At 61.3% G+C, this 15692-nt stretch carries 12 protein-coding genes; 3 read left to right on the top strand and 9 right to left on the bottom strand.

Annotation, left to right across the window (positions count from 1 at the left end; all coding sequences use genetic code 11):
* Positions 1 to 23: 23 nt before the first annotated feature.
* The 4 genes from Q2K20_RS17600 to Q2K20_RS17585 all read right to left on the bottom strand — a co-directional run bounded on the left by Q2K20_RS17600 (position 24) and on the right by Q2K20_RS17585 (position 4398).
* The gene (locus Q2K20_RS17600; protein WP_317177054.1) at positions 24 to 1517 is read right to left on the bottom strand and encodes an Abi family protein; all 1494 of its coding nucleotides are present in this window, start codon (positions 1515 to 1517) and stop codon (positions 24 to 26) included.
* Positions 1518 to 1790: 273 nt separating this feature from the next.
* Positions 1791 to 2966: a Shedu immune nuclease family protein gene (locus Q2K20_RS17595; protein WP_317177050.1), complete on the bottom strand. Its 1176-nt coding sequence runs from the start codon at positions 2964 to 2966 to the stop codon at positions 1791 to 1793.
* Positions 2967 to 3442: 476 nt separating this feature from the next.
* Positions 3443 to 4042, bottom strand: coding sequence for a cadmium resistance transporter (locus Q2K20_RS17590; protein WP_317177049.1), 600 nt, complete (start codon positions 4040 to 4042; stop codon positions 3443 to 3445).
* Positions 4039 to 4398, bottom strand: a complete 360-nt coding sequence (locus tag Q2K20_RS17585; protein WP_317177048.1) for a metalloregulator ArsR/SmtB family transcription factor — start codon at positions 4396 to 4398, stop codon at positions 4039 to 4041. The genes Q2K20_RS17590 and Q2K20_RS17585 overlap by 4 nt, the downstream gene beginning before the upstream one ends.
* Before the next feature lie 209 nt (positions 4399 to 4607).
* Between Q2K20_RS17585 and Q2K20_RS17580 the strand changes: the two genes are divergently transcribed.
* Positions 4608 to 5204, top strand: coding sequence for a recombinase family protein (locus Q2K20_RS17580; RefSeq protein ID WP_317177047.1), 597 nt, complete (start codon positions 4608 to 4610; stop codon positions 5202 to 5204).
* A gap of 193 nt (positions 5205 to 5397) precedes the next feature.
* Positions 5398 to 6174 carry a recombinase family protein gene (locus Q2K20_RS17575; protein WP_096907613.1) on the top strand — a complete coding sequence of 259 codons (777 nt, stop codon included), beginning with the start codon at positions 5398 to 5400 and terminating at the stop codon, positions 6172 to 6174.
* A gap of 165 nt (positions 6175 to 6339) precedes the next feature.
* Here the strand turns inward: Q2K20_RS17575 and Q2K20_RS17570 are convergent, their stop codons facing one another.
* Positions 6340 to 7560, bottom strand: a complete 1221-nt coding sequence (locus tag Q2K20_RS17570; RefSeq protein WP_143337793.1) for a hypothetical protein — start codon at positions 7558 to 7560, stop codon at positions 6340 to 6342.
* A 284-nt stretch (positions 7561 to 7844) separates the two neighbouring features.
* Positions 7845 to 8729 carry a LysR family transcriptional regulator gene (locus Q2K20_RS17565; RefSeq protein WP_096907615.1) on the bottom strand — a complete coding sequence of 295 codons (885 nt, stop codon included), beginning with the start codon at positions 8727 to 8729 and terminating at the stop codon, positions 7845 to 7847.
* A 97-nt stretch (positions 8730 to 8826) separates the two neighbouring features.
* On the opposite strand from Q2K20_RS17565, the gene mqo reads away from it, so the two are divergent.
* On the top strand, positions 8827 to 10335 hold the full coding sequence (gene mqo, locus Q2K20_RS17560; RefSeq protein ID WP_096907616.1) for a malate dehydrogenase (quinone): 1509 nt from the start codon (positions 8827 to 8829) through the stop codon (positions 10333 to 10335).
* Between the two features lie 30 nt (positions 10336 to 10365).
* Here the strand turns inward: mqo and Q2K20_RS17555 are convergent, their stop codons facing one another.
* The 3 genes from Q2K20_RS17555 to chrA all read right to left on the bottom strand — a co-directional run bounded on the left by Q2K20_RS17555 (position 10366) and on the right by chrA (position 15662).
* Positions 10366 to 10692: a hypothetical protein gene (locus Q2K20_RS17555; RefSeq protein WP_143337794.1), complete on the bottom strand. Its 327-nt coding sequence runs from the start codon at positions 10690 to 10692 to the stop codon at positions 10366 to 10368.
* A gap of 444 nt (positions 10693 to 11136) precedes the next feature.
* Entirely contained in the window at positions 11137 to 12306 is a 1170-nt protein-coding gene (locus Q2K20_RS17550; protein ID WP_096907618.1) for a protein kinase family protein, read from the bottom strand.
* A gap of 1928 nt (positions 12307 to 14234) precedes the next feature.
* A complete protein-coding gene (gene chrA / locus Q2K20_RS17545; protein ID WP_096907620.1) occupies positions 14235 to 15662 on the bottom strand; it encodes a chromate efflux transporter in 1428 nt (475 codons plus the stop codon).
* Positions 15663 to 15692: the final 30 nt, after the last annotated feature.

Here is a 15692-nt window from a genome sequence, read left to right as displayed (position 1 = left end):
TTCTAGTGCCCCGAATCGGCTTGTCACCGCGGATCCGGCACGACGAAGGTACTCATCGCGTCGGTCGTGGAAATTAGTGTTGAGAAGCTCGATTCCGACTCTGAAAGCAGCAGATCGCACGGGGACTGATTCGATCCGGTCGATGATTTTGGAAGGGCGGGGTGCGGCGTCTGCCACCAGTCGAGGAGAGCTGCCGAGACCTGCACTCGTTCAGTACTGGTGCATCGCGCGGTGAGGGTCTTATTGAATTCCGCCAGGGCGTTGATGATTGCGCCGTCCCGGAACTGGAACTTTGGATAGTACTTCGTCTGTCCGACTTTAATCTCGATCACGACGTCAAACCGCAGGTAGGTCCGTAGCAGGTTTTTCTGAGCCGTTCTCTTCGCAGCTGCCTCCTGCTCTGGGGTGCGAGGTGTTTCAGAGGGCTTCACCACGGCAGAGGTCAGTGCTTCGCGGGCCTGCGGAGCTGTGTAGCTCTCCGCGCGGTCGAGAAGGCTCGCGGCCAGCATTGGCGCGCGGTCGAGCATAAAGTTGCGGTCCCAGATCGGATCCGATTGCCAACCGTCAGGGAAACCGAGCTGTCCCATCGAGAAGTGGCCGTCCTGGGATTTGGCGTGAATGAAGTCAGTAATGTCTACAACGTCAAAGCGGTCGGGAGCGATGCTCTGGAGCAAGTGACGCAGGATGAGGAGAACTCCGTAGAGCTTGTTGTTAATGTTCCGATCAGCTAGCCGGGAAAGGTAGTGACCTCCATCTTTCCTCGCTTCTCCTGGGACGTCGATCAGCACATCGAAGGTGCGGTTCCATAGGCGGCCGTAGTGCGCACAGATGTTCCGGACGTGCCTGAGGTTGTTGAGCCAATTCGCAAGTGCTCGCCGGTCTCCGCGGCCGTCCGCTGCGTGGACCTGGAAGCGCGCGGCGAGAATTTCCTGGTCGCTTTGGCGCATCAGGGGATAAAGATTGCTGATAACGCCGAACGACATCACCTCGGTGGCGACCCAGATTGGAAGATGAGGACCGTACTTCTTGCGAAAGTGGAACACGAAACCGTCACGCGCTCGCTTCTCGTGTCGGTCGTACTCCGTAAGCCACTCCCGGTAAGCCTTGGTCGGCTCGCGCTGAGGCAGAGAATTCCGCCACCTGACCTTCGCCCAAATGTGCGAGAGGAGCGAGGTCTCCTTCTCTCGCGTCGCACCTAGCAACTCAGGGTTGCGGTGTGCGAACGCGTTAGCCTTGCCGAGCCGATGGCCGAGGAAGAACCGAATGGAGATTTCAACTGTGCTGAGCACGTCGCTCAGCCGTGAGCGGAGTTCCTGGTCAAACTCATACATGGTGACCACGTGTGAGAGCTTGGTGCCGGGCACGAAAGTGTCCAAGCGTACTTCTCGGTTCTCCTGGTCAAAGCGGTCCTTCGGATCCGAAGGCCGTTCTCTGTACAGATGCCAATACCCGGATAGTCGGTAGTAGCCATACCGCTCCAAAACGCTAGCGGCGTATGCGTCCGAGCCGCAGTCCATGCCGCGACCGCGGAGTCGCCGGATCTGCTCTGGGATAGAGAGGAAGGGCTTCGCGTAAGTGCTGTCCGGGGTTGTCACGTGCACATCGTCCTGGCGCCCCGACAGGGGATAGATAGAGAACAGGCCCGCGTCCCGTCACGGGAAGCGAGCCTGTCATGTTACTGCCAGTATAGGTGCGGGGCTGACGAACGGCAAGTCGCCGTGAGCAGTAGTAACCGAGCCGGCCCTGGAAGAGTGTGCCGCTCGAGATCTTCCGGTGTGCCGGGCTCCGGATTAGACGGGAGGTTCATCTCGGGGATCGCCGCCGTCAGCTGAGTCCACGTCAGATCCCTCAACGATATCGTTCACTAGCGGTCCCTCCCCTGACATTTCGCCGACCTCCGCTTGCTCTTCGGCGAGTTTGACGTGCCATTCGGCCCGCGCGAGTAGCTCGTCGAACGTGATGATCTCCGGGTGGGCAAGATTGCGGCGGAAGAGCTCAAAGCTGTGGACCTTGTCGTCGATGGCTCCTCCGCCCGTCCCTGCGAGCTGGCTCAAGCACCCTGCGATTAAGAAGGCCCGGGGCTGGGTGATGAACGTTCCTGTGCCCGTACGTGATCCGTCATGGGCGCGGTCCTCGACGAACTCACCTAGGTCACGCACCGCCATCCGGACCGTCTGCTGTACCTGAACAACAGCTCCGGATAACTCAGCCGACGGACCCCAGCACCCTGACCGGTAGTTGTTCGCGGCGAGAAGTTCGGTGCGGTGATGTTTGATTTCCGCAAACGCCATCGAGCGAATGATGCCGTTGGTCCTTAGAAGAGCATCCGCGCGCTTGCCAACAGACCGGATGTCGGCACCGCTCGTGACTTGCTCCAGCTTTTCGTCGCTCCACGAGGTGAGGAGTTGGCCACCGAGTCCGACACCCAGCACCCAGGGATTCACTTCCAATAGGCGCTGCCACGCTTTCTCAGGCCCGCCTGCCTCCTTCTTCGCGGCGTCGAACACCGTGTCGTCTTCCAGCCAAGCTCGCATGGTGGCTACCACGTCTCGACGGCGCTGAAGGGCAATGACATCGCGGGCATCAGCGTCGCTCCGGATGAGAGCCCTAAATCTCTCTGGCTCCTGAGCGTAGAGTGCCCCGACCGTGTCCGGGTCCGAGAAGACGTCCCTCAATAGCTGATCGTCCACACGGATACTCTCTTCGCCTTCAGCGGGAATCGAGTCCAGCGCCTTGATGAGGTCGATCAAGGTGGTGGACTGAGCGCGGTCAAGCTTTAGCATCGTTTCCAACTGGGTCGCCGCTGGGTCGGTCGGGACTCGTTGGATACGGATTTGGCGTATCGCACCTGCGTAGCGGGCAACTTGGAGCTGCAGCTGCTTTCGGCCTCCGTGCGTTGTGTCGATCACGAATCTGGTCCAATCCCACTCGGAGTCGAGGGCCTCATCGGCTTGCTCGTCGAACACTTTGTAGATGTAGCGCGATGGGTGCCCCGCATCAGCTGCGAACTGGGCAATGAAACTTCGGTACGCGTAGATGCGGTGGGGGAGCCGCCCGCGGGCCCAGACGACTTCGTTGCCTTCTTCAGGCCGAGCGAAGCGGGTCAAAAGCCAGAACCTCTCACGGTGGCTCCTGTTCGGTGCTTGGAGATCGGCGCGGACGTATCGAGCTGAAGTGGTCCTCCACGCTCCTGGCCCGCTTTAGGTGTTCACGAGGCTAACCCTACGAAACTGCGTTCTTGCGCCTTTCGAAGCAACGGTTCACTGGGGTACACCCATGCTGGACTGCGGCGCCGGCTACGTTCTCGCTGTGGACTTGATCGCTTTGTGGCGGTCTTCTGTGGCTACTTCTTGGCGGCGACGTACCAATCGGGCGTTCTGGCCGGAAGAATTAGAGCGAGTCGGCGGCTCACGGGTGCGTGGTGGGGTTTGCGTCGGTTCTGTCAGAGTCCGAATGCTCCGCCGCTGATCAGGATGAAGGCGCCCAGGCCGATCAGGACAGTCGGGAACAGGATATGTTCCCAGCGCTCTAGGACTTCGGCGATCGGTCGGCGGGTGGCGACGAACTTGGCCAGGCCCACCAGTCCTGCCACCAGCACTAGGAACACGATGCAGTAGGCGACTACGGCTCCCGGGCCCACGTTGAGAAAGACGGGGACGTAGACGCCGATGTTGTCGCCGCCGTTGGCGAAGGTTACGCCGGCCACGGTCCATACGGCGACGTTCTTGCCCTCGATCTTTGCGTCGTCGTCGTCATCATCGTCCCCGCGCCAGGCCTGCCACGCGGCCCGCAGTCCCAAGCCGAGTGGGATCAGCCCGAAGTAAGGGATGGCCTGCGGGGGCAGGAAGGCTCCCGCGCCCAGGGAGACGAGCACTGCGGCGCCGAGGATGCCGATGAAGCCAAGATACTGGCCGGCCAGAATGCGTGCGGTGGTTCCGCGTTGGCCTGCTCCGCGGGCGAAAAACAGCGACAGGACGATGATGTCGTCGATATTGGTGGCAATGAACAGGCCGATCGCCTGCAGGGCCGAGGACAGGATCATGCCTGCACCTCCGTGGCGTGACAACCCGGCACTGAGCAGTCGGGCTCCAAGCAGGGGGCGTTTTCGTTGACCGCGAGGGTGACCTCGACCAAGGAGGATAGCGACCGCGCCAAGTGCGGGTCTGCGATCTCGTACCGGGTCTGGCGGCCTTCGGGCGCTGCGACAACGATCCCGCAGTCGCGCAGGCATGCCAGATGGTTCGACACGTTCGACCGTGTCAGCTCCAAATCGCGGGCCAGCTCCGCCGGGTAGGCCGGCTGCTGCAGCAAGGTCAGCAGTATCCGGGACCGCGTCGGGTCGGCCATCGCCCGCCCTAACCGGTTCATCACATCCACACGCGAAACAATAGTCAGCACTTGCTGAACTATACAGCGTCCGCTGAACTGTTGGGACAGCGCCTTAAAAACCTAAAGGTTTTCAAGACGCTCGACCCCGCCCGGGCAGGCGGCCAGTTTTGAATCGGTTTCCTGGCTCTACGGCCACCCGCCGGTGTCTCATTAAGTCATCTTGGCGACATTCGTCTCAGGGTCGGCTTCGGTAGGGGTTTATGGGGCAGAATCGGGCCATGAGGCATCTGGGGTACACCCGCGTCAGTACCGCGAGTCAGGACGCGCAGTTGCAGTTGGATGCACTCGTAGATTCCGGGGTTCAGAAGCGCGACGTCTTCTCTGACGTCACCTCGGGGAGCCGGACCGCGATCGAGCGCCCGGGCATGAAGCGTCTGCTCGACTACGTCGAGCCCGGCGATACCGTCGTGGTGTGGCGCATTGACCGTCTCGGCCGTTCCCTGATCGATGTCCTCAACACCGTGAACCTACTTCGCGACAAGGGCGTCAAAATCCGGTCGCTCTCGGACGGCATCGACCCGGAGACCACTTCGGGCCGGCTGATGCTGGGCATGCTCGCCACGCTCGCCGAGTACGAACGCGAACTAATCACCGAGCGAGTCAACGCCGGCATCGCCGCAGCGAAACAGAACGGCACTCGGTTCGGCCGGCCCCCGGTCGATCCCGCAGTGATCGCGGAAAAGCTCGAGATCGCCCAGGACGCCCGAAAGAAGGGACGCACTGCCGAGGAAGCCGCCAGCCTGGTCGGATGGTCCCGCGCCACGCTCTACCGCCACCAGCAAGCCGCCCGAGCCCTCGAGGCACTGGAACGCTGATGCAGGCAGCCACCTTCAGGTATCACCGCTAGGGCGCCACCACTTAGTAGTGCGATCTGCCGGTACACCCGTGCGGGACGGGCTGCCGCCGGCCATCGCTGCTGTGTCACAGGGTCTAGATCGGTACTTATGAAACGTCTTCCCGCCGGGTCTAGTATCTATTGATACGGATTCCGGGCGAAAGGGTCTTTTGATGGCTGATCGGATCGGGACGCTCTTGAATCGGGCGGGTGATGGTGGCGAGGAGGTGCTGATCGTCAGCCGTGGGAGCGTGCGGACTCAGTTCCGTCGCCGGGACGAGCTGGACTGGTCGATTCGGGTGGAATCGACAGACTCGGAGAACGTCATCGAGCGGAAGCCAAAGCCGAATCAGAAGCCGACTCGCCGGGCGTCGCGTCCGCGTGGACAGCGGGTGGCGTACGTGCGGGTGTCGGCGGCGGATCAGAATGAGGCGCGTCAGCTCGAGGCGGTGGGGGAGTGCGACCGGGTCTATGTTGAGAAGCAGTCGGCTCGCTCGCGTGCTGATCGCGTGAAGCTGGAGGAGTGCATCAGGTATCTGCGTGACGGTGATGAGCTGGTTGTTGCGTCGATGGACCGTCTCGGTCGTTCTCTGGTTGATCTCAAGCAGATCGTTGGTGAGATCACCGCGAAGGGTGCGAGTGTGGAGTTCGTCCACGAGCGGGCAACCTACGCCGCTGGCGCCCGGGATCCTCGCGCGGATCTGATGCTCTCGCTGCTCGGGGCGTTTGCCGAGTTCGAGCGGGCCATCATCCGTGAGCGCCAGGCCGAGGGCATCGCTATCGCCAAGGCGAAAGGCAAGTACAAAGGTCGCAAGCGCGTCCTGACCGACGAGCAGATCGACAAGGCCCGCGCCCGCATCGAGGCGGGGGAGGGGCCATCGGCCATCGCCCGAGACCTCGGAGTGGGCCGTTCTACGCTCTATCGCGCACTTCAGCGCCCAAAGTCGTAGACGGCTGTAGTGGCAGCCCGTCTACTGCGCGACGAAACCTGCTTTACACGTGTACGAGACAGTACGGATAAGCCAGACATCGTTTCGAGCGGCGCGAACGCCCAAGATCGGCGCGACCACACAGTGTCGCGGTTGGCGATCGTCAAACGGTACAAGCTACGGCGGCTAGGGCAGAGGGTCAACCGTCCCGACGTCAGGCCTCGGTCCCGGGACCTCGAGCGCACGAACTCTCCGAGGCTTCTCGTCACCATCGAACCGCAACATCTGTGCACGGTCCTTGTCAGTGGGAAGAGCGACGAGCTGCGTTGCTGTTAGTTCCGCGATTCGGCCCTGCAGGATTGCCATGCGTTGGCCCACCTCTAGGCGCCCCGAATCCAGCGATATCTCAAGAGCGTTCACCACGCGGAACATGGCTTCGTCACCGACCTGGAAAGGAAACTCTTGGTCTGGTTCCAGGTCCACCCTAATTTCCGGCCAGGTGAAGGGAATCGCCTCGCCCGAAAGAAGCTTCGCTACTTCTAGCATCTCACGCGCTTGGTCCCAGGTATAGCTGGACGGGAAGAGGATGCGTGCTTTGGTGTGTTCCTGGATGGTCATCAATGCCCGCGCAATCCTCGCTAGGCGGACTGAATTAATGTCACGTTCTCTTCCGTATGCGGAGGTTGATACGGCTGAGAACTCACGCGGACCGTATGCAGTTGACACCCCCAGCGTATTTGGGTCGTGCAGGTTCGCGATGAACTCGAGACTGTCAACGATGTCGGCAGGCCGACGCCCGGCAGGATCTGAGCTAATACGCATGTTGACCGTCAGGTCGGGGTGGTCCTTTGCGAGAATTTCCAGACGTACGGATTCAGACGGGTCTTCCCAAACTGTCCGCGTGCCCCCTGCGGCCCCCCGCGTGCGCTCGACCAGTCGCACTTCCAGTTCCGCGAGCGTGGTCTGGTCAGGTGACAGTACGGCGATGACCAATTCGGTTTCCGCGTCGTCGTCATGTGGAACTTCCGAGGGTGTTATGGACAGCTCGACGTTGTCGTCGTCGCTGTCGAGGGTTCCCAGTCCACCTGGGAGTGAGAGGCGGAAGTTCACTGAGCCTTTCGGCAATGAAACCGGCGTGCCGAACTCGTGGTAGCGGCGGTACTCTGTATCGAGATCGCTTCCTTCGTCGACTTTTACCCTGAATTCGCCCGTTATTGGACGCTCTTCTAGGGCTGCCAAACTCCGAGCGAAGATGCTTATCAATAGCCAGCCGTCCGGTGACCCGTACGCCGCTAGTGCAACGATCCCCGGTCGATTCACTTCGGATCCGTCGGGTGGGGCCGCGGTCATCGACAACTCATATCGGTAGTGCGGATCGTAGGCATTGATTGCTTTGTAGATCTCCATGAGGTCCGAACGTGCCGCGCAAGGCGAAAGTTGGGATTCTGGGACGAAATCTTGGGATTCTGGGATTTTCAGGCCGTTTTGAAGGAAGTGGTTGGGACTGCTGAGACCCAGCTGAGCCTTCCGCGGAATGGTCGAGGCGATCCGTCGCCGTAGCGCGGTCTGACTTAGCCAGTGGGTGCGGTATGGGTCTCAAGGTCAGTTGTTGACGGCCGTGAGGTTGAGGCCACGATCTGAACTCATCTGCAGTTGGGTTGCCTGAAGGCGGCAGGCGGAGGGTTGTGGTGTCAGCCGGGCTGGTGGAGGAGGAAGCTGCTCAGGCGGCGGGTGGCGGGCGCTTCGGTTGTAGCGCTCCAGACGAGCGTGATGTCTCGACGGTATTGGGAGCCGACCAGCGGCAGTTCGGTCATGCTTGGAGGTATCCGTTTGTCGTTGGGTAGCAGAGCGACCCCGAGTCCGCGGCTGACCAGTTCGCGGATAGTCGCGAACTCGGTTACCTCGACCGCGATGTCCGGTGTGAACCCCGCTTCCCAGCACCAGGTCTCGGTTAGTTGGCGGAGATTGTAGCTGGGCGGGTTGGCGATGAAGGTCTCGTGCTTGAGGTCTGCGAGTTCGACTTGCTCTAGCGCAGCGAGCGGATGATCGCTGGGGACAGCGACCTGGATTCGCTGCGTGCCGATTCGTACGTGCCTGAGCCGTTCGGGAGCGGGTATGACGACAGCCAGGTCTAGCTCGCCGGCGAGAAGCTCCGCAGTCAGGGCGGAGCCGTGTGCCTGCTTGAGGAGCACCTTGATGCCGGGGTGCTGGTGTCGGAACTCGGCGAGCAGATCGGGGATGCGCCCTGAGCCCATCGTTAGGGGGAAGCCGAATCGCACTGTTCCCTGATCGGGGTCGGCCTCTCCGGTTACTTCACCAATTACCGAATCAAGCTCGCGCAGTGGCTCGCGCATCTGCTGGGCAAGTCGCTGGGCTGCAGCAGTAAGGCGGACGATTCGTCCATCGTGGATGAGAAGCGGAATGCCCAGTTCCTTTTCCAACGCGTGAACGCGACGACTCATCGACGATTGCGGCATGCCGAGCGCCTCGGCGGCCTGCGTCATATGCCCATCGTGAGCGGAAAGTGCCACAAGGGCGCGCAAGTGCGGGGCCAGCCGATTTGTCCATTGATCCATTATCGGATCGTATCTCCCTAATCATTCATTGGACGGAACGATCGAGTCGAGGCGATCCTGACAGCACTGGACCCACCACATCGGGAGCGTGTGACTCATGAGGAAGACACCGAAAGCTGGACCGGATTCGGGCACGGAGCTCGACGCCGACATGATCTTGATCGGCGGCGGAATCATGTCCGCGACGTTGGGATCAATGCTGGCAGTTCTGCAGCCTGACTGGCGGATTGTCCTGTTTGAGAGGGCAATTGGGTTAGGTACTGAGAGCAGCGGGTCCTGGAACAATGCCGGCACCGGACACTCCGGATACTGCGAACTCAATTACATGCCAGACCCCTCAGACGGACACAAGGCGTCGACGGTTGCGCAGCAGTTTCATCTCAGCCGCCAGTGGTGGGCGCACCTAGTACGCAAAGGACTGCTTTCCCCGGACGCCTTCGTACACTCCACCCCACACATGGACGTCGTCTTCGGCTGCCGCGACGTCGACTACCTTCGGCAGCGATTCGAGACGCTGACGACAGATCCCCTGTTCGACGGGATGGCCTATACCGAAGATCCCGCCACCATCAGCGAGTGGGCACCACTGATGATGGAGGGACGGACCGATGATCAGCCGATAGCCGCCACCCGCCATCCCGGTGGCACCGACGTCGACTTCGGCGCGCTCACGGAAGGGTTGATGCAGATCGTCTCCAATGCCGGCGGACAGGTACTGCTCGAGCACGACGTTCGCTCGCTACACCAGTCCCCGGATGGAACATGGGTCGTCGGGGGAAACGCACGTGGCAACACGTTCGAGCTTCGTGGGCGACGAGTGTTCGTCGGCGCAGGCGGAATGGCACTACGCCTGCTACAGCGCGCTCGCCTACCCGAGATTCGCGGATACGCTGTGTTACCCGTTGGTGCTGCATTCTTCCGTTGCTCGGAACCAGAGGTCGTTGCCCGCCACGAAGCCAAGGTCTACGGACAAGCAGAGCTCGGAGCGCCACCAATGTCGGTTCCCCATCTCGACCGGCGATTCATCAACGGGACCGAACACCTGATGTTCGGTCCCTTCGCGACCTTCAGCACCAAGCTGCTCAAGAAGGGTCGACTCACAGACTTCTTCACCACGCTGCGCTGGCACAACCTGCACGTCATCGCGGCAGCACTCATCCAGAACCTTCCACTGATGCGCTACCTTCTCGTCGAACTTGCCGCCCGACCCCGAAAGAAGTTCGCCAAGCTACAACGCTTCTACCCGGCCGCAGACATCAATCATTGGAACCTGGTGCCCGCCGGTCAGCGCGCCCAACTGGTAACCCCCGACCGACGTCACATTGGTGTACTCCAGCAGGGAACTGAACTCATCGTCGCCGGCGACGGAACAATTGCGGGACTACTCGGGGCGTCCCCCGGGGCCTCGACGGCAGTCCCAATCATGCTCGACCTGCTCCAAACCTGCTTCCCGTCCCAGTGGCAGACCTCCTGGAGCGACGTCGTGAACAGTGCTATCCCCGGAAATGCCCCCGGTATGAATTGGAACGCCAGCACCGTCGACGAGTCGAGCACTTCAACTTCTACTGCACTGGATCTGGGAAGAAAGAGTCCCAAGCAAAAATAAAGAGTTTAGGCTGGCCTATGCGCTTCAGTTTCAAATCTCGGCCCCGAAAGCGTCCCAACTCAAGGGATTAGCACGGTCAAAATCCCATATCAGCTCTTGCGCGGCAGAACGGACGTCCAACGGCAGCAAGCCCTCCCCTGAAGTACGGCTATCTCGGCGAGCGATTACGCCGGCGAGCAGGTCTGTCTGTTGCTGCAATCTGTCTTTGCCGTCACGGAGGTAGTAGTCGATGACCATCGGGTTCTGGGCCGCCAGCAGATCAAGGCGGTTCAGACCCACCCAATGGCACGGAAAACTGACAGGAGCCGTCATCTTGGCGAACCACTCCTCGTTCGCCGGCGTGGGATCGAGAGGCATCACAAGGAAACCACGACGAGATCTTCCATTGCTTGTCGTCGGCAGTCTTCAGCACCTTGTTGAATGACGCCTTGATCTGGCGCTTCTGCGAGCTCGTCAAGTTCTCTGCGAACTTCTTTACTTGGTACACGTCGCGGAGCTTGCGGTCGTCGGACAGCGGAACGAACACGTCGACCCCGCCGTCCCCTTGGCCTGGCCGGACTCGCCACGCATTTGGATACTCGGTGCACAACAGCATTGCAACGACGGCCTCAACTCCATCACCGCTCAGTCTGGTCCACTCGACACGCCCCATGTTGACAGCTTCCCAGTTCGGCGGAGTTGGCAGTGCTGCTACGTGAGTCGCCGAGCCTCAGATCCAAGGAACTGGGACGGTCACTGCAGCACTTGCCCAGCAGGGGCTACCTTCGGTTTATGGAGAAAGAGGATCGGTGTGCACGGGTCCTATGCAGTCGCCTGTCCTGGCGGAGCCTCCAATCTCTCCACATCCGCGATGAGTTCAGCTACTGACTGGTAGCGCTGATCGAGGTTGTTGTCGGCGCACTTATGGATAATGCGCCCCACCTCGTCGGTCCCAGGTGGGAGGGACTCCCGACCCTGGAAGATGTACGCGAGAACGTGGCCGATCGAATACATCTCGTTCACTACCGCGTAGTCCCTGAAGTTGCTGAGCATGGGGTCGCGGATTGTGCCCTTCATCTCAGTTTGAGTGCGAGTGAACTCGCTCGAGCCGGCCTTCACTAGTCCGAAGTCTGAAAGCTTCACCAGAACTGCGCCTGCGGCGAAGACTTTAAGCAGGATGTTCTGAAGGCTAATGTCCCGATGTAGCAGTTTCTGGTGGTGCAAGTAGTTGATCCCGTAGAGGAATTGGAGGGCGATGCGCTTGCGGGCGGCGAACGAGATACTGGCGTTCTTTCTGCGGATGTAGTCCCGCAGGGTAGTGTCGCAGTACTCCATTCGGTACTCATTGCGGGTCTCGTCATAGTGGTAGACCTCCACCACGTAGGGGAAGCTCAGCGTCTTTAAGACCTCGAACTCCTGCTTAAAGCGTTCGAGATCCCGCTCGTCGAGGTCCTTCTTTGCTCGCTTCAAAGCGAACTTGATTCCGTAGTCAGGATCGACGTAAGAATACACGTGGGCGAAGGATCCGCTGCCCTCCATCTTTAGGTCGAGGGTTTCTTGGCGCTTCTTCAACGTTACCCTTCTGCCCACGCGGGTCAGCACCGGTTCGTAGGCAATGACTTCAATTGACTCGAACCCCTCCGGCACCGTACTGCCCCCGCTCGGTGAGAGCCACGGCAGACAACGCTCCAATGCAGCCTCGTAGGAGTCGGCTAGCTCAACCTCCACGCCGGCCCGCTTGAGGGTGTGAAGGTCGGCCTCAATCTCTCGGATGAGTGAGAGGAGGTCTCTACTGTCGTCGGCCCAGTAGTGGTGAGTCGTCTCTGCTCTACCGTTGATGGCTGTGAAATGGTCGTTCAACCGCCTGTGAAGTACGGCGAACATGTGACCCCACTCGGGATCGTCGTAGAGGCGTTCGAAGGACTTGGAGGAGGGCACAGCCTCGTACTTCTCCCGGAGATCGGCCAGCATGAACTGCGCCGGATTGGTCATTCGGTCCCCATTCGTTCTGAATTGTGCTGAGCGGTCATCGTCTCACCGCAAGCACGGCCTCACGCTCCTCTTTAGTGACCTTCGTGCGCCGTTCTGCTAGGTGAGGTCCCTTATGTCTGAGATGTATTCCTGCTTGTTCGGCAGACGACGGAGATGATCCGGAGTTCGCTATGTGGGGATCTACTTCGCTGAATCTTCGCGAGTGGGCTCATCGCTCGGCGCGGTTTGGTGCGTTGTGAATCAGCCAATACGAGCGATCCACCTGGCTTGGTACGCAGGTTCTGGCTTTACATAACGTCTGGATACGATACACTCGCGTTTGGTGTCGGCGCTGCCCCCTTCGTCGCGATGGCCGCGGCAAAAGGAGAGTGACAACCCGTCATGCTCACTCAGCGTGTCTACGATACGACCCTTACAACCAAGATGTGATTGATGGCATCAGCCACGGTCCGGCGAACAGAAGATCGCCGGACCGGAGCTAACTCAGTTCCTAAACGGATCCCGCACTAAGAACATCGTTTCGCCAAAGGTCAACGATGTCCGGCCTGAGGACAGCACGTCCAGGAAAACGAGGCCGACTTCCCCGTCCAATCTGTGCGCAGTAGCTGGCGAGGTGGTTGGCGTTTCCAGCTTCCCATCCGTACCGCAGTGCCTGGGAGCGAAGCGCCTCGGCAGGAAGCGTGAATCCTGCATCGTGCAGGGCCAGTAGCACGCTGACGACATCACGCCTCTCGTATCCGGCCCTGATCGAGTTACTGTGGTTAATCGTGAAAGTCAGATGGTCGAGACCTCGGGCAACAATGGGGTCGAGTCCCGCCCTTTCCCAGGAGAGTGATTGCCAATCGTGACCGTCTCCGAGGACCTCTGCGTCCACAGCTCGAACCCATCCCTCAAGGCGGTCGGAATCCCACGGCACTATGCACAAGGCCGTAGGGCGTCCGAACGGAATCTTCGCCAGATCTTCTGTGTACGCCCACATCCCGAGCACGGGTCCCTCGCGCCATCCGGGCGCTGAGCGCCCACGCGACGTCCCAACGGAAACACCGGGCAAGCGCGAGATCGCCTCGAGTTCCGGATTGTCGTCTATCGCGTTCTTCTGGGGGACCCAGAGAAGCATCTGCTGACCGGGCTCCTGTCGCGCGCGTACCCACCGAAAAGCGCGCCCGATTGCCTTCGGGTCCGTCGAACAGCAGTCGGTGACCGCACAAGGGTAAGTGCTCGGGCGCCCGAGCACTACTTGCTCCGCCTGTTGTACGGGGACTGGTTCGTAGGCTTGAGGCTGACGCCGAGATCCGAAGCGTGACTCCGGACTGCGTCTTCCGTGCGTCCAAGCTTGAACGCCATAAGGCGCGTGGGGGTGTTCTGGCTTGCGAGCTTCCGCATCTGCGCGTCGTCGCTGCCAGACCAGGATTTCCCGTGGTTGTTGGGCTGTTTTGCCATGATGTGCTCCCTCCCGAGAGCTCGCGAATACAGACATCATGAGCCAGCGCACCCTGCCCCCCGTCACCCCTGTGCGGGGAGTGGGCGGCCGGGTGCGTTACGGTTTCCGCGCAAGGCTCCAATCTTGTGCAGGCCCCGTCTGTCGGCTCGCCCCGACCGTCGGGGCTCTGCTGTATACGCACATCGGACGAAGCATCGGCATCCTCCAGCGGTTCCAAAGCTGAATTACGTCAATGTCATCACCCGATGTTTTCCACGTTATCCGATGGGTCCGACAGGCCTCGAACGCCTGAAGGCCGTGCTCTCGGCCTGGCTCCGGCCAACTGGAGCACTTGGCCCTGTCAAACGCGATCAGCAAGTACGACATTCACGTGAAACGCCTTGATCACCGGTGCGCTTGGGCCCGACAACGTCTCGGGATGTCGCAGTAGAAGATCGTCTAATGCGACACCATCAGGTGGGGGCCGGAGTGGGTGGGGACGGTGCTGTCATGGCAGAGGCAATCCGGCGAGTGCTGCTGCTGCGCCGAGGGATGCGCAAACGGCGAGGGTGCGAAGTACTGACCATTTCAGTGCGAAGACCAGGATCAGCGCGACGAGGGTGATGGCGGTGCTGACTGGTTGCCAGGTGCCCAGGTTTGGTAGTTCGAGATGGATCGGGCCCCAGTGAAGTGCGGTGGTGGTGGCGAACAGGGTGTGGAAGGCGAAGTAGAGGGCGAGGTTGGCGATCACGCCCACGACGGCGGCGGTGAGGCCGGTCAGCGCTGCGGACAGTGCCTTGTTGTTGCGGAGTTGCTCGATGTAGGGCGCTCCGAGGAAGACGAACACGAAGCACGGGACGAAGGTGACCCAGGTGGTGATTAGGGCTCCGAGGGTTCCTGCGAGCCATGGGTCCATGCCTCCGGGGTTGCGGAAGGCGCCGACGAAGGCCACGAACTGCACGACCATGATCAGCGGTCCGGGTGTGGTTTCGGCCAGGGCGAGTCCGCGGACCATTTCCCCGGGTGCGAGCCAGCCGAACACCTCGACCGCTCGTTGGGCGACGTAGGCCAGGACTGCGTAGGCGCCGCCGAAGGTGACCAGGGCGGTGCCGGTGAAGAACATGCCCTGGGTGGTGAACACGCTGTCGGTGCCTGTGAGGAGGGCGACGGCGAGCAGGGGTAGCCCCCAGACGGCGATGCCGATCGCCAGTACCGTTGCGGAGCGTCGCGCGGTCGGGCGCTCAGTGTGCAGCACGTCGTCAGGGATCAGTGGCGGCGTCTCGTCGGTGTCGGTGGTGCGGGCGGGGGTTTTGCTCTGTAGTGCATCGGGGCGGGCGCGGCCGATGAGCCAGCCGGTGGCGGCGGCGGCGATGATCACGACGGGGAAGGGGATGGAGAATACCGACAGCGCGAGGAACGAGGCGACGGCGAGCAGGACGAGTGCGCGACTGGCCAGGGCTCGGCTGCTGACCCGGTGGACGGCCTGGGCGACGATCGCCACCACGGCCGGTGCCAGGCCGGCGAAGATCGCGGTGACGGCGGTGGTGTCACCGAACGCCACGTAGATGCCGGATAGGGCGAGCATGGCCACCACGCCCGGTAGGACGAAGAGGGTGCCGGCAGCGATGCCGCCCCGGGTGCCGTTGAGGAGCCATCCGGTGTAGATGGCCAGCTGCTGGGCTTCCGGTCCGGGCAGGAGCATGCAGTAGTTGAGGGCGTGCAGGAACCGTTTCTGGCCGATCCACTGCTTCTCGTCGACCAGGGCGCGTTGCATCACGGCGATCTGTCCTGCCGGTCCGCCGAAGGTCTGGAGGCTGATGGCGAACCAGGTGCGCAGTGCGACCCTCAGCGGGATCGCATCCCCGCTCGCCTTCCAGGTTAAAGCGGAGGGCGTCTCGGTGTCGGTGGGGTTATTGGCGGTGCGGTCGCTGGTCATAGAGAGTCCCGGTTCTGAGGATGGGTGGGA

The organism is Dietzia sp. IN118, from assembly GCF_032905965.1.
GTDB lineage: Bacteria > Actinomycetota > Actinomycetes > Mycobacteriales > Mycobacteriaceae > Dietzia > Dietzia kunjamensis.
The sequence above is the reverse complement of the archived record's forward strand: the minus strand, read 5'-3'. Positions and strand labels throughout refer to the sequence as shown.